Origin of the sequence: Henriciella sp., from assembly GCF_029936995.1 — a bacterium.
Classification (GTDB): Bacteria; Pseudomonadota; Alphaproteobacteria; order Caulobacterales; family Hyphomonadaceae; genus Henriciella.
Genome location: NZ_JAPYRE010000004.1, coordinates 101,649 through 120,109 on the forward strand (window position 1 = coordinate 101,649; position 18,461 = coordinate 120,109).

Below are 18,461 nucleotides of genomic sequence, written 5' to 3' on the forward strand. Positions count from 1 at the left end.
TCGATCGTATCTGCATATGAGTAAGGCAGTCGGAGCCTGACTGGAGGCCAGACCGCAAGAGCTTGTTTCGCCGTTTCGGGTGTTACCATGTTCGTTTCGGACTTAGACCGATACCGCGATTGCAGGTATCAACGTCACTCCACGCCTCGTGTCACTGCAATTACGGCGTTCGCCATGCTTGGTCTTGACCCGACGCAAGGTGACGTTGGGTCTATCTTGCCGGAAGGTATTGCTGGGTGGCAGGCTCAATCTGTCTGGCTTTGGACGATGGTCCAGCCGACGGAGGGAGAGCAGGTCAACCTGCCCCTGAATAAACCTACTTGGAGGAGCGACCAGAATGAATCTCGATTTCTCGGAAGAGCAGAACCAGCTACGCGATCAGGTCCGACGGTTCCTCGAGGAGCGTTGTCCGCCAAAAGCCGTTCGCCAAGTGCTTGAAGGGGAAACCGATTATGACGCTGGTCTCTATAAGGGTCTTGCCGAACTAGGTGTCCTTGGCGCGGCCATTCCGGAAGAATATGGCGGGGTCGGCCTGGGCCATCTCGAACTCTGCGTCCTTACTGAGGAGCTCGGCCGTGTTCTTGCTCCGGTGCCGGTCGCATCGTCTGTCTATCTCGTCGCTGAAGCGCTGATGCAGGCCGGCAGCGAGGACCAGAAATCGGAATGGCTCCCACAGCTCGCTGCAGGCGATGCGATCGGCTGCTGGGCAATCAATGAAGGCAGTGGGCGGATGCGGGAAGAGAAAGTCTCGGTCCGTTTCGAAAATGGCAAGCTGACAGGCAAGAAATCGCCTGTCGCGGATGGTGCGATTGCCGATATCGCAATCGTTGCTGCGCGTGAAGGCGACGGAATTTCGCTGGTCATGGTCGATTTGTCGGCAGGAGGTGTGACCCGTGAAGCCCTCGACTCGGTTGATCCCACACGTGCGCAGACGCGGCTCGTATTTGACGGCACTGCTGCAACCCGGCTCGGCGGTGCTGGTGACGGCTGGCATATCGCGTCGCAGGTCTTGGACCGCGCCGCCATACTGATCGCTTTCGAACAGCTCGGTGGCGCCGATCGTGCGTTAGAGATGGCGCGGGCGTATGCGCTTGAGCGGATGGCGTTTGGCCGTCAGATCGGTTCTTTCCAGGCGATCAAGCACATGCTGGCGGACATGTATGTCTCTGCCACGCTTGCCCGTTCAAATTGTTTTTATGGCGCATGGGCGCTGTCTTCCAGTGCAGCAGAGCTGCCCGTCGCAGCGGCTACGGCGCGGGTCTCGGCGACCACGGCATTCCAGCACTGCGCCAAGAACAATATCCAGACCCATGGCGGCATGGGCTTCACTTGGGAATATGACTGCCACCTCTATTACCGCCGCTCAAATGCCCTCGCTCTCGCGCTCGGCTCGCTTTCCACGTGGGAAAGTCTTCTGATCGAGCGGATGAGTGCCGGCAATGTCGAAGCAGCAGCCTAAACGGAAGGACGACCAGGATGGATTTCAACGATACCCCTCAGGAAGCCGCCTTCCGCAAGGAAGTGCGCGCATGGCTCGACGCGAACGCCCCCAAGCACCTCGAACCTGAACTGAAGCGCGCGAGCTTTGGCTCTAGCGGGCTGACCAGCGAAGACCCGATTGAAGCGGGCAAGAAGTGGCAGAAGAAGAAGGCCGAAGCCGGCTGGGCCGTACTGCACTGGCCGAAGGAGTATGGCGGCGGTGCACGCACACCGATCGAGCGCGTCATCTGGGGCCAGGAAGAAGGCGTCTATGGCGTCCTCTCCGGCCCGTTCACCATCGGTCACGGCATGTGCGGCCCGACCGTCATGGCCTGGGCCAATGAGGAATGGAAAGAAAAGCTCCTGCCGCCGCTCGCCAGCGGCGAGGATATCTGGTGCCAGCTTTTCTCCGAACCGGCCAGCGGCTCTGACCTTGCAGGGCTTCGCACCCGCGCGGTGAAAGCCGATGACGGCTCTGGCGACTGGATCATCAATGGCCAGAAGATCTGGACCAGCGGCGCGCAGAACTCCGACTGGGGCCTGCTGATTACGCGGACCGACCCGGATGTGCCGAAGCACAAGGGCCTCACCATGTTCTTCCTGCGCATGGATTCACCCGGCGTGAAAGTCGTGCCGATCAAGCAGGCGAATGGCGCTTCCGGTTTTAACGAGGTCTATTTCGATAATGTCCGCATCCCGGATGACCAGCGCCTTGGCGCGGTTGGCGAGGGCTGGAAAGTGTCGCTCACCACGCTGATGAATGAACGTCTTTCCATTGGCTCGGGTATGTCGACCGGCTTTCCAGAGCTCTTCAGGTTCTGCATGGAAGCGGACGTCGATGGGGAACCGGCCGTTGCGGATTCCGGCGTGCGGTCCAAGCTGGCACAGTTCGCGGTCAAGCAGTCCGGCCTCAAATATACCGGCATGCGCGCCATCTCCGCGCTTTCAAAAGGTGAGACGCCGGGGCCGGAAAACTCCATCGGTAAGCTCGTCGCTGGCGCGACCATGCAGGAGCTTGCCATGTTCGCGCTCGACTTGCAGGGGGAGTCCGGTGTCGTCTGGGATGAAGACAGCCCGCAGAATGGCCGTTTCCAGGCCATGCTGATGCGCTCTCCCGCAACCCGGATCGAAGGCGGCTCTGACGAAATCCTGCGCAACATTATCGGCGAACGCGTCCTCGGCCTGCCGGGCGATATTCGTGTCGACAAAGATGTCGCCTTCAAAGACATCCCGACCAGCGGGAGCCGCAAATGACCGACTATCCATTGCCGAACAATTCAGCCGACCTCAAAGGCCAAGTTGCCCTTGTCACGGGGGCATCATCTGGCCTTGGCGTTCGCTTTGCAAAGGTGCTGGCGAGCCAGGGTGCGAAGGTTGCCCTTGCCGCACGCCGTGTGGACCGTCTCGAAACGCTGGCGAAGGAGATCCGCGAAGCTGGCGGCGAAGCGATCGCCGTCGAGATGGACGCGACCAATGCTGAGCAGATGATCGCCGCAGTTGCCAAGGCCGAAGCGGCCCTCGGCACGGTCACCATCCTCGTCAACAATGCCGGCATCCCCGATGCCCAGCGGGCACACAAGATGGAGGTCGAGCTCATCGACCGCGTACTGGACATCAATGTTCGCGCGCCATTCGTGCTGAGCTGCGAGGTGGCCCGCCGCCTTATGTCCAGCGACAAGCCGGGCCGGATCGTCAATATCGCATCGGCCGCAGCCTTCCACTATGCGGGCAATGGTGCCGCGCTCTATTCCGTCTCGAAGGCTGCCGTCGTGCGTATTACTGAGACGCTATCTGTCGAGTGGAGCCGCAACCATATCAACGTCAATGCGATCGCGCCGGGGGCTTTCGAGTCCGAGATGATGGACGGCATGCTCGAGCGGATGGGTGACATTGCCCAGTATTTCCCGCGCAAGCGGATCGGCAATCCCGCCCAGCTGGACTCGGCGCTCCTGTTCCTTGTCGGCCCGGCATCTGACGCCGTAACGGGCACCTGTATCAAGGTCGATGATGGACAGGGCTCACGTTAGGCCCGGTACCACACGCAACACAAAGGTATGAGCATGTACGATTATGAAACCATCGACATTGAGGTTCGCGGCGGTGTTCACTGGCTGACGCTCAATCGGCCGGACATGCTGAATGCCATAAATACGCAGATGGCGACGGATCTCGGCGATTATTTCGGTAATCTCTACAAGGATCGCTCCTGCCGTATCGTCGTCATGCGGGGCGCGGGGCGCGCCTTCTGTGCCGGTCTCGACATCAAGGCGCGCGACGATGACAACCAGCCGCCCTTCGGGGGCGGCTTCGGCTTCCAGGGGCATCTCGCTGATGTCTACATCAAAATGCGTCGCTGCCCGCAGCCGATCATCTCGCTGATCCAGGGGCCGGCTTGCGGCGGAGGTTTCGCGTTTGCGCTCGCCTCCGACATCCGCATTGGCGGCGAAAGCATGAAAATGAATGCCGCTTTCATCAAGCTCGGCCTTTCGGCGTGTGACATGGGCGTGAGCTATTTCCTGCCCCGTCTGGTCGGCGTGACCATCGCGTCCGAGCTGATGATGACCGGGCGTTTCATTCATGCAGACCGTGCGCTGGCGGTCGGCCTTGTCAACCAGATCGTGCCGGATACTGAGCTTGAGACGGCAGGTCAGGTCTTCGTCGACGAGATGCTCGCGACCTCGCCAATGGGGCTGCGCCTGACCAAGGAAGGGCTCAACATGGCGGTCGATGCTGGCAGCCTGGAAGCGGCCATGGCAATCGAGAACAGAAATCAGGTCCTTTGTTCTGGTACAGAGGATGTGAAAGAAGGGATGAGAGCCTTTATAGAGAAGCGCCAGCCATTATATCGCGACGCTTGATCATGGGGTCACCTTTAGTTCTTCTGCGATTTTGGTGAATGTTTTCCAAGCGTTTTCAGTGAGTTCCGGGCGGTGTGACACCCCGGGTATTCTGTTTCCCGAAGTATATAGGCTGGCTATTGGCTGGCGAGTTGCGGTGTAAGCAAAACCACTCTCAATATGCGAAACGATGGAGGGCAGGCGTACGCCACGTGCCACGATGGGATGCATACTCGTCGTTCTCGCCTGTCGGGAACCTGCGGTTAAGCATAATTCACAACTTGTACCTTTAGTCTAAATTTTTTGGTAGGTATTCTCGATGAGAAGTCGGTGCTGATGTAGCAGGAGTACGCAATGGCCCAGACATCGAGTGCCACTGGATTGTCGCGGCTTGCCGAGCGCTTTGCAGCACAGCTCCCGGAACGCCTCGACGCATTAGAGGAAGTGACCCGGAAAATTTCGGTTGGCTCTGACAATAGCAAGGCCATCGCAAGCATTGAGCACATTGTACATAATTTTTCCGGTTCGGCACCGGTGTTCGGATATACGGAACTTGGCGCTCATGCGATGCAGGCTGAAGACCTTGTTATCGCGATGAGCAAAGGTGAGACACCCTCTGACGAAAATACTCTTGGCCAGCTGAAGACCATGATCTTCCAGCTTCGAGAGCACGCACGAAATGATGAATTGAATGACTGAACGGCCCCTTTTTCTAGCAGTGCTTTTTGCAGCGTGCATGACTTTGGCGACGCCTGCGCAAGCTCGTGTCCCCCAGGCTTCAGAGGTACAGGATGATGTATCCCAGGTGCCTGAAAGCAATCTGGTGAAACGCAGAATTCCGCTCACTGAACTTGGTTTTGAACGCGGAATTGAGATGGAAGGACTGAGCGGTTTTCGCGAGCTGTTCTTTCCTGTGCCACGTGCTGACAGTGTGCAGGGCCTGCGCCTCATTCTTCCATATCGCAGCGATGCGGCTTTCGAGAGCCGCCGCAGCATTCAGGTCGAGGTGGATGGCAGTCCGGTCTTAACGACAGCGCTGCCTAACTCGACGCATGCTGGCACGATAGACATCCCGATTGATGCATCGTCCATTCGTGAGGATTATCTACGTATTGGCTTGCGTTACAGTGGGGCGATCACCGAGGACAGATGCGTCGATGAGCGTGTGTCGGGCGCATATCTTTCGTTTGAGCCAGAAGGCGCGCTTGTCGCCAGTATAGAGCGGGACTCGCTTGATAGTGTTGGTGATGTCGCAGCAATAATGCCGAAGACGATGGATATCGTTCTGCCTGAAAATATCAGTGAAGCACATGCGGCAGCTGCGCTGACACTTGCGGCTGGATATGATCTTGCCCGGATAACAGCCGGCCAACCAGAGGCTTATGAGGACGAATGGACACGCAGTCGAATGCTGATTGCTGGAACTGACGCGTCAGCGTTGGCGGTCGACAAAGAAAGCGAGCAACCAGAAATCCGTATCGGAGGAGACGACCCTGCGGCCGCGGCGAGACTGTTACGTAGCCAGTGGAATCTGCTGGCTAGTAAAGGAACTGTACGATCGGCCAAGGCGGAAAAGTCCAGACGTGAACGCCTGACTTTTGCAGACCTCGGCGGTGACACTTCCGTTCAGAGGATTTCCAACCGTGGCAGTTGGACAGTTCCCTTGCCTCTAACAGCGCTTGAGCCAGGCGAGACACCTTCCGGTCTGGCAGTGGATGTCGCAGTTGCTGATGATGGCAGCGTCACATCCCCAGTCGTTAGCGTACTCATGAATGGTGTGCTTCTTGGTAGTGCCAAGGCTGTTCGTGGAGAACGCACACGGGTTTCCGTGGACTTGCCTGAAGGGCTGATTGCCGCAAGCAATTCGATCGAAGTTGCCGTCACACGACAGGTCAGGGCAGGCGATTGCGCTTATGCGCCACAAGCCTATGAAGCGCAGCTGCTGCCCTCCAGTCATGTGAAACTGGGCGCTGCTGGACGCCCCGTTGATTTTAGTGATCTGGCTCCCGCCTTTGCGGATGGCGTAACTGTCGTCATGCCGGGCCCGGACGCATTGGGCGGCGTTCGCCGTCTTGTTTCTACGCTTGTTGATGGACAGACGCCCATCCGTGTTTCCTATGGAGATATTCCTGAGGATGGTCCCTACGTCCTTGTATCTGACAGCCCACCACCGGGCACTGATCCCTCTGTTCGCATTGAGGGGGAGACCGTTCCATTCATCGGGATTGATGGCCGTAACCTTATCGACTCAGAAGCTATGAGCATCTTCACCATCGCCCAGCTTGTTTCCGATGGTGGCAGGACAGCTCTCTGGATACGCCCAGGCGTAGACTTCGCCAGTGGGGTTTCTGCCGGTAAGCCGGTTTCACTGGGCCGTGGGGATGTCGCATTTATCGATGGAAACGGTATCGAGCTTGCGTTCTCAACCGAGCGTGATCGCCTGGTCGATATAAGCTATCCTGATGAGACGAGTTTCCTTGAGTTGTTGAAGCGGTATTGGTTGTGGCTGGTCGTCATCGGCTGGTTGCTTGCCAGTGCAGGCTTTGTCTACCTCCTGCGTAGTGTCTATAAGTCCCGGAAGCCGGGAGGCTGATCGTGGCGGAACTGACCGCAAGCGACAGCTGGACCGGTGACTTCCTGACAGAGCAGGGGCTTATTACCCTGTCACAATTCGATGAAGCTTCGCGCCTATCCAGCAAGTGGGGAACAAGCCTGATTGACGTGCTGCTTGCACGTAGCTGGATCGATGCCGATACGTATTACGCCACGCTCGCGGCACGCTTCGATATGGAGTTTGTCAGGCTGAGTGAGCAGGCGCCGGATCCAGACCTGCTGACGGAGAGCGAGGTCGCGGAATATATGCGCGAGTTGACGGTGCCGTGGCGTAAGCAGAACGGTCGACTGGTTGTCGCGACAGCGCGCCCTGGGCCGGAGGCGATCGTCTATATCCGCGGACGCTGGGGCGCTGATGTCGACCTTGTGGTCACGACAAAACCGGATTTACAGCGCGCGGTACAGCAGGTTTTTTCGGAACGTTTCTCCCATCGTGCCGTGTTCGATCTCGCCGAGCAGGATCCGGTAATGTCGGCGCAGACCGTTTTCACGCCTGCGCAGATACTGATTGGTTGGGCGGCTGTTTCGATTGCTGCGGTCGGACTCGCGCTGAAGCCAGTGGCGACGCTGATTGTCCTCAACCTTTTCATGTCGATTTTCTATCTGGGAAATTTCATATTCAAGGCAACATTGATCTGGGCGGGCGGGGCGCATCAGCATAACCGGGCTCGCGAAATCAATTCCGCGATACGCATGCTGCGGGACGAAGATCTTCCCATATATACTGTGTTGGTGCCTATGTTCAGGGAACCGGACGTGCTTCCGATCCTCGCGAATGCCTTGCGCAAGCTCGACTATCCGACTTCAAAACTCGACATCAAGATTGTACTCGAAGAAGGCGATCACGAGACCATTGATGCGGCGGTGGCGCTTGGCCTTGAAGGAATATTCGAGATCATTCGGGTCCCGCCATCTCAACCGCAGACCAAGCCCAAGGCATGTAATTATGCCCTGCGTTTTGCGCGCGGAGATTATCTTGTCATCTTTGATGCAGAGGATAAGCCAGAGCCTGACCAACTGAAAAAGGTGGTCGTGGCGTTTAATCAGGCACCCGATAATATTGCGTGCGTACAGTGCCGTCTAAATTATTACAACCGTGAAGAAAACTGGCTTACGCGTCTGTTTACGCTGGATTATTCGCTTTGGTTCGATCTTACGCTTCCTGGACTTGAGCGGCTTAAGGTTCCGATCCCACTGGGGGGGACATCGAACCACTTTCGGATGGATGTTCTGCGCGAACTGCATGCCTGGGACCCTTTCAATGTTACCGAAGATGCCGACCTCGGCATCCGGATGACTCAGAAGGGCTATGGTGTGCGCCTCGTGGACTCGACGACATTCGAGGAGGCGAATGTCTCGCAGTCAAACTGGATCAGGCAGCGGTCGCGCTGGATCAAGGGTTACATGCAGACCTTCCTGGTCCATACGCGCCGCCCACTTCACCTTATGAAGACCATAGGGCCCATGGGTGTCCTTGGGTTTGTGTTCTTCATTGGCGGGACAATGCTATCGGGACTGCTTAATCCGATCTTCTGGGCAATTTTCGCCTTCTGGGCCATAACACAGACTGGCGTATTCGACCTCCTCTTTCCGCCAATCCTCTTGTACCTGGCGCTGTTCAACCTGCTGGCAGGCAATGGCCTGTTCATGTTCCTGATGATGCTGGCACCCTTTCGGCGTAACTGGCTTAATCTCACGCCGTTCAGTCTGACCGTGATCTGGTACTGGGTGTTGATGTCCGTAGCAGCCTGGAAGGGGGCATGGCAGCTCGTCACTAAGCCTTTCTATTGGGAGAAGACCCATCACGGACTGTCGAAACATACCGCTGCAGAGGTCGAGAAAGCGGTACAGGACCAACAGGCGGTCACATGAGAGTCGCCCGATTCCAACCGGTTGTGATCTTCCTGCTCCTGGCAACTGCCTTGATAACAGCTGCATGGGCATTGAACTTGCGGGGATATTCATCCGCGAGCGATCTGGATCTATGGGGGCGGGCTCTCCTTGCGAATAGCGGATTGCTCTCGCTTGAGGATATTGTCACCGCTTATCCGCCCTTGCCGTACATTGGCACCATCGCATTCTCGGCGATTGCACCGGGGCTGGGCGAAACAACTCCGTTTGTTTTTTCTGCTCTACTGGCAGCGGGCCTGCCAGTAGCGTGGTTCGTCAAGCTGCGGGGGTTTGGCTATGGATTATTCACCAGCCTCTTCATTGTGCTTGTGATGGTCCTGAACCCTCAGTTTCTCCGCGCAGTAGCAGAGGGCCCCGGTTTCATGCTTCTTCACTGGGGCATCTGGTTACTGGCGCTTGGCATGTTCAACCTTCGAAGAGGACACCGTGTAAACGATATCATACTGGTGTCGCTGGCGTTGATCCTGATCAGCCTGTCTCATCCATTCGGTATGGTACTGGCATTTGCCAGCCTTCCTTTTATCGCCTTGGTGATTCCGCCGGACCAGCTGCGCGCCTCGCCCCGAGAGGTGTTCCTTGTGCTTTTGTTCCCCCTTCTGTTTACGCTGGCATCATTTGCCTATGTGAACTGGGTTTTTGCTGGCGATCCCTTGCATTTCATAGCAACGGTGAGCCGTGAAACAGCCGGGCTAGGGGCTGTCAGTGCGGCTCCGAGAGGTGTGCCGTTCCTTACAGGTATGCTTGCGGCGCTGGCGGTCATCGCGGCATGTCCTATCGGGATTGCGCTTCTGGTGCAGACCAGGCGGTTACCTCCTATATCCTTTGCTGTTACAGCGTTGCTTGGAACACTTGTTGCGGCTTCACTCCTCGCGGCTCTGCTCGACGTGCTCCCGTCCATCATGCTCGTCGGGGGGCTCGGGGTTACACTTGGGGTGGCATGCGCTTCGCGCTGGCCACGTAACCCTGCGCGCAACAGCACGATAGCGATGCTGCTTTTTGGCGGCATGATGGGCAGCATCGTTGTTACTCTTGCCGACAGTTCGCAGGAAACAGGCCGATGGCTATCTGCAATAGCGGGCAATCAGGTTGTCGCGCCGGATACAGAGCTGGCGGGGCTAGGGTATGCATTGGAGGGATACGACGGAATCCTTTTCGATGCTGAAGCTGCACCGTCAGTCGTCGCATTGCGTGGAGAAGCTACTGGCATGTGGACGGCTGATACCACGCAGTTCCAGTTTGCAGGTCTTCAATCGATTCCGAAGGCGAACATAGTTGTCGTGCGAGGTAGTGACTCTGGCTACGGAGTGGACCGGGTCGGTAGGATTTTCCTGATTTTTTCGAACGAGGCGCGCCTGGCTACAATCTGTTGTTTGATGGGCAACGCTGGCGGGCATATGAGCGCGGGAACGAGGAACCAGAATGAACACGTCCAGATCACCCTCACGTATTCTTGTTGTCGATGACTCCGAGGACTCCCGTGACATCACTGCGGCCATACTCGAGGACGGCGGGTTCACGGATGTAACTTTTGCCCGCTCTGCGACAGAGGCATTCGAACTGTTGGGTATGAATAAGCAGTCGCAAGGACAGGAGGACAGTGGTTTCGACCTGATTATCATGGACATCAGGATGCCGGATATAGACGGCATTGAGGCCTGTGCTCGAATAAGGTTGCATGGAACCTCCCGGCACTTGCCAATACTCATGCTTTCTGGGGTTCGTGAGGTTCAGGCTCTCAATCAGGCTTTTGTCGCGGGAGCTAATGATTTTGTCGCCAAGCCGGTCACACAGATATCGCTTCTGGCGCGTGTGCGGACGCTTCTTCGTCTTCGTCGGGAGCAACAGCGCCGTCAGCTGCGTGAGGCGGAACTTCGCCAGATCAATGAGAACCTCCAACGTTCTTCTCTGGACTCGGCTGTTATTGACCAGCTGACCCGTATGGCGAGTGGGATTGTCGTTGAAGTAACGCTACGTAATTGCAGGGAAAACCGTGACCCAGCAGCGCTTGGGCTCATCCAGATTGAAGAGTTTGGTATGTATGTTAACCGCCATGGCGATAAGGCAGGCGACAAACTGGTGCAGATGATTGCCGCCAGCGTGGCGCGCGCGCCTGCGCCACTCGTAACGTTGCCTTGCTATTATGGTGAGGGCGCTTTCATGCTGGTTCAGCCGGGGTCGGAAGACACAAAGGCGTTGGACCAGGCGTGTCGCATAATAAGCTCGACAGTTGAGGCTTCAGCCATTCCACATGGCAACTCTCCCAGCCGCGAAGAGGTCAGCGTACTTACGGTGACGGGATGGGCGGAAGGTGAAGCTCTCAATACGCTCAGCACACGACTTCTCGCTGAGATGGAACGTAAACAGGCTGAAGGAGTGAAATATGTGCCTGTTAGCTGATAGCCCTGTATGCCGGGTTACCTTCTTTGCTTTTCTCCTTGTCATGGCAACTCCTGTGGCGGCTGCGCAATCGGACAGCATGGTCGCAACAAGCCCGGCAGGACCGGATGGGCAAGTAATTTCGACTTTCTATTATTCAAATAGCGAGTCCGGATTTGATGGCGACGGTGACCGTGTTGATATTTCCGATTACGAGAAAATCGAACTCTACCTCCTCACAGAATACAGCCTGTCAGAGAAGACGACGCTTGTTCTGACACCGAGCTTTCGATCCGTTTCGGTCGAGGGAAATGATGAAGATAGCAGTGGGCTTGGCTACTTCGATATCGGGTTACGCCAGCGCCTTTCTGCTGGTGCGGACTGGTCATTCTCAGTCCAGGGGACAGCGCGCATCCCCGGCAATGGGCGGCGTGACTCTCTTGCACAAGTTGGTAACACGGATGCTGAGTACGACCTGCGTGGCCGATATATCCGTAGCTTTTCCTTTGGCACCGACAGTGGCTTTATCGACGTGCAAGGATCATATCGTTTTCGGGCTGGCGACCCGCCCAATGAAATGCACGCAGATTTCACCGCTGGTTATCGACCTTCCCCGGACCTGCTTGTAATGGCGCAGTCCTTCAACACGTTCAGCGATGGACGCGGGAGAGGTATTTTTGACAGCTATCGCTATCACAACGTCCAGCTGAGTCTGGTGAAAGACGTCACCACAAATATCTCTCTTCAGTTGGGGGCGCTTGCGACTCTCGCTGGTGAAAATGCGCTTCGTGAGCGTGGTGTTTTTGGCGGCGTCTGGGTGCGCTTCTAAACACGGAGCAATCGACAGTCAGGGATTTGTCGTACCAGCTTTGAAAGCTCGCACCGTGCTACTGCCAGCATACCAGCTCAAGGCTTCCCTGTTGGGCCGATCCGCTCTATCGCACAAACATGACAGAGACAGTCGACCAATGGTTCATGCGGGAAGTGCTGCCGCTGGAAACTGAGCTTGAGCGCTTTCTGGCACGCCACTGGGCGAACCACTCTGAAGTCAGTGATTTGAGGCAGGAAGTGTACAGTCGTCTGTATCGTTCTGCGGCCAATGGTTTGCCACGTAATACACGCGCGCTGATGTATTCCACTGCACGGCACCTGATGATCGACATGGTGCGTCGCAAGCGTGTGGTTTCTATCGATACCGTGATGGATTTCGAAAGCTGGGACGTCTCCTCAGAAGAAGCCGGCCCCTTTGAAACAGTTTCGGCGCGCCAGGAATTGACCATGCTACAGTCTGCACTCGAGACCTTGCCACGCCGTACGCGCGAGATTGTCTACATGCGTCGCGTTCAAGGACTGTCGCAACGCGAGACAGCGCGTGCGCTTGGCGTGTCTGAACCGACCGTGGAGCGGCATGTCAGTCAGGGCGTGCGGTTGCTCGCAGATGCGCTTGCAAGCCGCGGAATCCAGCGCGGTGAACAAAAAAAGGGGCGAGATAGGGGAGGACGTCGATATGAGCGCTGACCCGCGTCCGAAATCCTCTGATGCGATTGAGCAGGCCGCTGCCGATTGGCTGGCAAGCCTTGATCGCAACGGTTTGCTCGACAGTGAACCAGGTGTGGATGAGCTATGCGAGCGTAATGACGCTTTCGCTGTCTGGCTGATAGAGAAGACTGCAAACCGCATCGCTTTTCTGCGCCTTTACGCAGTCTGGCAGCGCAGCGGACGACTGGCGGCGCTACGCAGTGGCCAGCTGATAGAGCATCCGTCACTTGTCAGGCGGCCATTTGTACAGGCGTTGGCGACAGCAGCCTGCGTTGCGGTAGCTGTGCTCGGTTTCGGGTCACTGTGGGTGTTCGGCGATGGGGCAGAGCCTCCAGCACCGCTCCGTTACCATACCGACCGCGGGGGCATGCAGACGATAACGCTTGAAGATGGTTCGGTGGTAACGCTCAATACAGAGACCAGCATTACGGTTGCGTTTACGGCTGAGGAGCGTCGTGTCGAACTGTTCAGCGGTGAGGTGTTTTTCGATGTTGCGTCTGCACCTGAAAGGCCTTTCAGGATCGAAGCGGGCGACGGTAAAATTGAAGTACTTGGGACTTCATTCGGCGTGGAGAGACGGGCGTCAATTGTAGAGGTTGCCGTCAGTGAAGGTACTGTGTGGCTGAACAGCTCTGATGTAACGGGAGGTTCAGCGAGCGTGCTGAAAGCCGGCATGATTGGTTATGCCAGCCCTGAAGGGCTCATTGTTGAAAGTTCTGGCCTGGATGCTGTCGACAGCCGGCTCCTTTGGCGGGAAGGTCGATTACGGTTCGAGGAAACACCGCTTCGAGAGGTGGCTAAGGAATTCAATCGTTATAACACCAAGCAGCTCATCATATCAGATGAAGTGACTGGTAATATAGAAATTGGCGGCACATTCCCTCTGGACAATGTGGATGCGTTTGCGCGGCTTGCAGAGAACGGGCTTGGACTCGAGGCTCGACGCAGTGGCGACCGGATCATGCTCGCGGGCAATTGAACGACGGCCTGTAAATGCCGACTGAGGCCTGCGTTACAGTTTCGTGTCAAAACTTTGAGGGATTTTTTCTCACCGTTCGTCATAGCCCGGGGAAGGGGGTGGATATGGCCACCAGCCCAGAGTTTCGGGGAGATGAAAATGGCAAAATGGTCTGCAGGACTTTTCACGGGGGTGGCATTTGTTGCCCTGGCGGCTGCGCCGTCGATTGCGCAAACGGAATCGGCAGCGGTCCAATCCTTTGACTTGCCTTCCGGGCCGCTGAGCGAAGCGCTCGATGCTTTTATTGCCCAGTCAGGTCGTGATCTTATTTATCGTTCAGATCAGGTGCAGAGCGTTCTTGTGCCTAGTGTGCAGGGCGACCTTTCCGACCGTGAGGCGCTCGACCGGTTGCTGGAAGGCTCCAGCCTGATGATGCGTGCCGATGAATCTGGTGCGATCCTCGTTTATGCGCAGGCCGAAGAAGCTAAGCCTGCGCCGCGGGCGCCCGCTCCGGCACCGCGTCAGGTGGAGCCTCCTTCTCAACCAACTGTACAGCCCGCTGCTCCACAAACGGACGAGGAAGCTCGTCTGGAAAGCGTTGTCGTGGTCGGTACGCAGATTCGTGGTGCGCAAGTCGGTGGCGAGTTGCCTGTCGCAGTAGTTGGGGATGAGCAGCTCGCAGCGATTGGTGCTGTCGATGGTGACGATGTTTTCCGTTCTATCCCCCAATTTGGCGATGTCGGTTTCAACAGTACCGAGAATGTCTCGGGCGGGGTAAACTCGGCGCGCGGGGATGTTGCTTCAATCAACCTTCGGGCGCTTGGCACGGGCAATACGCTCGTCCTGCTGAATGGACGCCGCATGGTGAACCATCCCGGTACACAATCTGAAAATCTGGTGCCCGTAACGACGGTCAATGCGAATGCTATTCCGGTAACCGGGATCAGCCGGCTCGAAGTTCTGCTTGATGGTGCTTCTGCCCTATATGGCTCGGACGCGGTGGCTGGTGTGGTCAATACGGTCCTAAAGGATGATTTTGACGGGCTGACGGTCAGCGCGCGTTACGGCACCGAGCCGGATGTGGAAGCAGACGAGTATAATTTTACGCTCGAGGCAGGGAAGAACTTCAATGACGGCCGGTCCAATGTGGCCCTGTTTGCTGCTTATACCGACCGAGACCCTGTGTTTGCGTCTGAGCGTGACTTTGCAGCGAATGCAGACCTGCGCGATCGGCTTCCGGAAAACTGGGCTGGTGATCTGAACTTCCGTAACAATTCAAACAATACGCCTTGGGGAGCTTTCACGCTGCGCGACCCGGCAACTGGTGACACCATTGCGCTTGATGGTGTTTCGAGTAGCGGGGGCGGCGTTCATGTGCAGCCGGATACGTTCGATGGGTGCGTGGCGGGACTCGCTGACGGACTTTGTCTGGATGACGGCAATTCGGCGAGTAACGTTGCTCAGCGCTACAACACCAACTCCGACCGCACGATCAATAATGGTGTCGAGCGGCTGAACCTTTTCAGTACTTTCAACCACGATTTCGACAATGGTCTGGGACTGTTTGCTGAAGCTGGTCTCTACACCGCGACATCGAACGCGCAACGCGCCGGTTCGGCCCAGCTGAGCGCCGCGCGGATGCTCATCCCCGCAGACAATTATTACAATCCGTTCGGCCCTGCAGGTGCGCCAAACCGGGTTGAGGGGATCGGTACGCCGGAAGATGGGCTCGATGTGGAGCTGCGCCGCTATCGTCTTGTTGATGCCGGCGCACGTGAGATCGAAGTTGAGAACACAAACTGGCGGCTGCTTGGAGGGCTAGAAGGTAACTGGTCGGGGTTCGACTGGGAAACAGCGCTTCTCTATTCAGAAGCCGAGACGACCGACACGACATCGCGTACCTCGAACACACTATTCCTTGAGGCCCTGAGCAAGGACACCCCGGATGCCTACAATCCCTTCAATGGGGGTGGCTTTCCGATTTCCGACAGTGGTGACGGCACGCCAAGTAATGCTGCCACCATCGATAATTTCATCGTTCCGGTGTTCCGCAAGTCATCGACCAGCCTGTCACTCTGGGACCTGAAAGTTTCCCGGCCTGACCTCCTTGAAATATGGGCGGGTCCTGTCGGGGCAGCCTTCGGCGTCGAGGCCCGCCGCGAGACTTATGAAGACGACCGTGATCCGCGCCTTGATGGTACAGTCGAGTTTGTTTCCCCAATTACAGGTGAAGCAACTAGCGACGTCATGGGCTCTAGCCCAACCCTTGATTCCGAAGGTGAGCGGGATGTCTTCTCAGCATTTGCTGAACTTGCGGTGCCATTAATCTCGCCAGAAATGAATGTTCCTCTGGCTCAGTCCGTCAATATGCAACTGGCTGTTCGCTACGAAGATTACGACCTCTTCGGTAGTGTCACGAAGCCGAAAGTCGCGCTCTCCTGGCGTCCGTCTGATTCCCTGCTGTTCCGGTCGGCATGGTCCCAAGGCTTCAAGGCTCCGAACCTTCAGCAGCAGTTCGACCGTAGCCTCGAGCGTGTGAACAACCGCACGGATTTCATCCAGTGTGAAGCGGATCTTCGCGCCGGACGCATTTCGAGCTTTTCCGATTGCGAGCAGACAGCCGCCATCGTCAGTCAGCGTGAAGGCTCCACGGATTTGGGGCCGGAGGAGTCAGAAAGCTTCTCTGCAGGTCTCGTCTATGATGCGACCTTCCTGCCAGAAGAGGCAGGTGCGCTGCAGGTGACGCTCGACTACTGGTCTATCGAACAGGAAGACGTCGTGGGGATCTTTGGTGATGAGAACCATCTGATCCTCGACTACCTGCTTCGTACGCGGGGGAGTTCGAATCCGGCTGTCGTGCGTGCTGACCCGACGGCGGAAGACATTGCCGCTTATGAGGGCACGGGGCTCGACCCGGCCGGGGAAGTTCTCTTTGTCGAGGACAATTACCTGAACCTCCTGCCGCGTGATGTCGAAGGTCTGGATCTTGGCGTCTATTATGACCTCGAAACACGCGCTTGGGGCGATTTCGGTCTCAAGGTGAATGTCGCCCAGCTGCGCAAGTTCTATCAGGATATCGCACCGCGTGAGGCAGCAATCCTCGACGCTCAGGAATCCGGTGAGATCAGTGACGTCGTAGCTCTGGAAGGGGCCGGTGACCTGATCCGCCAGGACGGGCGTCCGGAATGGCGCTGGAGCGCGTCTGCAACATGGCGCATGGATGCCTGGGGTGCAGGCTGGTACACCAGTTATGTCGACGACGTGTTCGACACGAGCGCCACAAATGACGACACAGGCGATTTCTGGGTTGTCGACTCCGCCATCCGTCACAATGCCTATGTCCAGTATACCTTTGGCCATGACACCGACAAACCACTTCAGCTGCGTGTCGGTGCCCGCAATGTGTTTGACGAAGAACCGCCACTGGCAGACGAATCCTTCGGTTACCTCGGGGGGCTTCATTCCTCACGCGGCCGCTTCCTGTATGTGAATGCGAGGAAGAGCTTCTGATGGCCGGCTTGTTCGGGGATAAGTTGCGAGGCTTCGGCCTTGCAACTTCATTTGTTGCGTTGGCTTCATGTGCCAGTTCAGGTGAAATAGCTGAGGGCGGAGATACGGGTTCTCTGTGCGAAACGGAAAGCGTCACGATTTCTACGGGCTTTGTCGGCGCCGGGCAGCATGGGTGTTCTGTCTCGGCTGATGGACCGGTTCTTACCGTCTGGCCGGAAGCCTCCATCGCTGGCCCAATCAATCCAAGTCCGTGGTACGCCTTTGAAGCTGACCTCCATTCGTCCGAAACTGTCACGCTCCGGCTTGATTATGCTGGCTATTGGCACCGCTACCAGCCCTGGACCAGCCGTGACGGGGGAGCAACCTGGGAGAAACTACCGGAGTCTTCTGTAACTGTTGAGGGAGAGGACCATATTGCTTCGATAGCTCTCCCACGCGGGCCTGGTTCTCTTCTGGTGGCCGCACGACCATTGACGACGCCAGCGGATATGAGCGCCTGGAGCCAGTTACTGGCTAAGCGTCATGACATGGAAATTGTTCGTTACGGCGAAAGCCTGGATGGCCGTCCGTTCAATGCCCTAGTGGCGGGTTCGCAGGATGCCGGACGACTTGTTATCGCGCTGACGGGGCAGCACCCACCTGAGCAATCCGGTCTCGCGGCCTTCAAGGTTTTTGCTGAAGCGTTAATGGAGGATATTCCTGCCCGTGTTCTCGCCGATACGCGGATTGTCATGCTGCCCATGACTAATCCGGATGGGCGTGCGCGTGGCCATTGGCGTCATAATAATGGCGGGCTGGATCTTAACCGGGACTGGCTCAACCAGACTCAACCAGCGACAAAAGCGGCAGCCGCCTTCATCCTGGAAGAGGCGGGTGAGCGTGATACCATCGCCTTCATGGATTTCCATTCCACGCATAAGACGCTTGTCTACACGCAGCCATTTGAAGAAGACTATGCGGATATGGGCTTTCCAAAAGCTTTGAAGCGTTCACTCGATCGCGGCATTGAGCCGGATCCTGAATGGATTTCAGGCCATAATGCCGAGGCAGGGACATCAAAGAACTGGGCGTTGCAGACCCTGGATGTTGCTGGCCTGACGATCGAACTGGCAGACGATGCACCAGCAGATGAAATTGAGAAAGTAGGTCAGTTGACGGCTTCAACTTTGCTCAATCATCTCTTGGAGGTGCAGCCGGTGCAATCTGGAGAGTAGAGAGCAGCCACGTGTTCCGCTCTA

Annotated in this window: 14 protein-coding genes; all 14 read left to right on the top strand. The window is 56.9% G+C overall.

Features of this window, described 5'->3' with window-relative positions:
- The first annotated feature begins 337 nt into the window (after positions 1–337).
- The 14 genes from Q1K31_RS09990 (at position 338) to Q1K31_RS10055 (ending at position 18,437) form a co-directional block, all read left to right on the top strand.
- The gene (locus Q1K31_RS09990; RefSeq protein ID WP_300379107.1) at positions 338–1,459 is read left to right on the top strand and encodes an acyl-CoA dehydrogenase family protein; all 1,122 of its coding nucleotides are present in this window, start codon (positions 338–340) and stop codon (positions 1,457–1,459) included.
- Between the two features lie 17 nt (positions 1,460–1,476).
- The gene (locus Q1K31_RS09995) at positions 1,477–2,733 is read left to right on the top strand and encodes an acyl-CoA dehydrogenase (protein ID WP_300379108.1); all 1,257 of its coding nucleotides are present in this window, start codon (positions 1,477–1,479) and stop codon (positions 2,731–2,733) included.
- Positions 2,730–3,506 carry an SDR family NAD(P)-dependent oxidoreductase gene (locus Q1K31_RS10000; RefSeq protein WP_300379109.1) on the top strand — a complete coding sequence of 259 codons (777 nt, stop codon included), beginning with the start codon at positions 2,730–2,732 and terminating at the stop codon, positions 3,504–3,506. Before Q1K31_RS09995 ends, Q1K31_RS10000 begins: the two co-directional genes overlap by 4 nt.
- Positions 3,507–3,539: 33 nt before the next feature.
- Positions 3,540–4,337, top strand: a complete 798-nt coding sequence (locus tag Q1K31_RS10005; RefSeq protein WP_367187577.1) for an enoyl-CoA hydratase/isomerase family protein — start codon at positions 3,540–3,542, stop codon at positions 4,335–4,337.
- Positions 4,338–4,670: 333 nt separating this feature from the next.
- Positions 4,671–5,015: an Hpt domain-containing protein gene (locus Q1K31_RS10010; protein ID WP_300379111.1), complete on the top strand. Its 345-nt coding sequence runs from the start codon at positions 4,671–4,673 to the stop codon at positions 5,013–5,015.
- Positions 5,016–5,139: 124 nt separating this feature from the next.
- A complete protein-coding gene (locus Q1K31_RS10015) occupies positions 5,140–6,909 on the top strand; it encodes a cellulose biosynthesis cyclic di-GMP-binding regulatory protein BcsB (RefSeq protein ID WP_300379112.1) in 1,770 nt (589 codons plus the stop codon).
- A gap of 2 nt (positions 6,910–6,911) precedes the next feature.
- Positions 6,912–8,801: a glycosyltransferase gene (locus tag Q1K31_RS10020; RefSeq protein WP_300379113.1), complete on the top strand. Its 1,890-nt coding sequence runs from the start codon at positions 6,912–6,914 to the stop codon at positions 8,799–8,801.
- Positions 8,798–10,303, top strand: coding sequence for a hypothetical protein (locus Q1K31_RS10025; protein ID WP_300379114.1), 1,506 nt, complete (start codon positions 8,798–8,800; stop codon positions 10,301–10,303). The genes Q1K31_RS10020 and Q1K31_RS10025 overlap by 4 nt, the downstream gene beginning before the upstream one ends.
- On the top strand, positions 10,260–11,237 hold the full coding sequence (locus Q1K31_RS10030) for a response regulator (RefSeq protein WP_300379115.1): 978 nt from the start codon (positions 10,260–10,262) through the stop codon (positions 11,235–11,237). Before Q1K31_RS10025 ends, Q1K31_RS10030 begins: the two co-directional genes overlap by 44 nt.
- Positions 11,221–12,045 carry a transporter gene (locus Q1K31_RS10035; RefSeq protein ID WP_300379116.1) on the top strand — a complete coding sequence of 275 codons (825 nt, stop codon included), beginning with the start codon at positions 11,221–11,223 and terminating at the stop codon, positions 12,043–12,045. Before Q1K31_RS10030 ends, Q1K31_RS10035 begins: the two co-directional genes overlap by 17 nt.
- 119 nt (positions 12,046–12,164) lie before the next feature.
- Positions 12,165–12,734: an RNA polymerase sigma factor gene (locus tag Q1K31_RS10040; protein WP_300379117.1), complete on the top strand. Its 570-nt coding sequence runs from the start codon at positions 12,165–12,167 to the stop codon at positions 12,732–12,734.
- Positions 12,724–13,734, top strand: a complete 1,011-nt coding sequence (locus Q1K31_RS10045; protein WP_300379118.1) for a FecR family protein — start codon at positions 12,724–12,726, stop codon at positions 13,732–13,734. Before Q1K31_RS10040 ends, Q1K31_RS10045 begins: the two co-directional genes overlap by 11 nt.
- Positions 13,735–13,872: 138 nt before the next feature.
- Positions 13,873–17,223, top strand: coding sequence for a TonB-dependent receptor (locus tag Q1K31_RS10050; RefSeq protein WP_300379119.1), 3,351 nt, complete (start codon positions 13,873–13,875; stop codon positions 17,221–17,223).
- Positions 17,223–18,437 carry a M14 family zinc carboxypeptidase gene (locus Q1K31_RS10055; RefSeq protein ID WP_300379120.1) on the top strand — a complete coding sequence of 405 codons (1,215 nt, stop codon included), beginning with the start codon at positions 17,223–17,225 and terminating at the stop codon, positions 18,435–18,437. The genes Q1K31_RS10050 and Q1K31_RS10055 overlap by 1 nt, the downstream gene beginning before the upstream one ends.
- Positions 18,438–18,461 lie beyond the last annotated feature (24 nt).

Bases quoted from the DNA above. Each gene is read 5' to 3' on its own strand.
- Q1K31_RS09990 (WP_300379107.1), top strand. From the start codon at position 338: ATGAATCTCGATTTCTCGGAAGAGCAGAACCAGCTACGCGATCAGGTC.
- Q1K31_RS09995 (WP_300379108.1), top strand. From the start codon at position 1,477: ATGGATTTCAACGATACCCCTCAGGAAGCCGCCTTCCGCAAGGAAGTG.
- Q1K31_RS10000 (WP_300379109.1), top strand. From the start codon at position 2,730: ATGACCGACTATCCATTGCCGAACAATTCAGCCGACCTCAAAGGCCAA.
- Q1K31_RS10005 (WP_367187577.1), top strand. From the start codon at position 3,540: ATGTACGATTATGAAACCATCGACATTGAGGTTCGCGGCGGTGTTCAC.
- Q1K31_RS10010 (WP_300379111.1), top strand. From the start codon at position 4,671: ATGGCCCAGACATCGAGTGCCACTGGATTGTCGCGGCTTGCCGAGCGC.
- Q1K31_RS10025 (WP_300379114.1), top strand. From the start codon at position 8,798: ATGAGAGTCGCCCGATTCCAACCGGTTGTGATCTTCCTGCTCCTGGCA.
- Q1K31_RS10030 (WP_300379115.1), top strand. From the start codon at position 10,260: ATGAACACGTCCAGATCACCCTCACGTATTCTTGTTGTCGATGACTCC.
- Q1K31_RS10035 (WP_300379116.1), top strand. From the start codon at position 11,221: ATGTGCCTGTTAGCTGATAGCCCTGTATGCCGGGTTACCTTCTTTGCT.
- Q1K31_RS10040 (WP_300379117.1), top strand. From the start codon at position 12,165: ATGACAGAGACAGTCGACCAATGGTTCATGCGGGAAGTGCTGCCGCTG.
- Q1K31_RS10045 (WP_300379118.1), top strand. From the start codon at position 12,724: ATGAGCGCTGACCCGCGTCCGAAATCCTCTGATGCGATTGAGCAGGCC.
- Q1K31_RS10050 (WP_300379119.1), top strand. From the start codon at position 13,873: ATGGCAAAATGGTCTGCAGGACTTTTCACGGGGGTGGCATTTGTTGCC.
- Q1K31_RS10055 (WP_300379120.1), top strand. From the start codon at position 17,223: ATGGCCGGCTTGTTCGGGGATAAGTTGCGAGGCTTCGGCCTTGCAACT.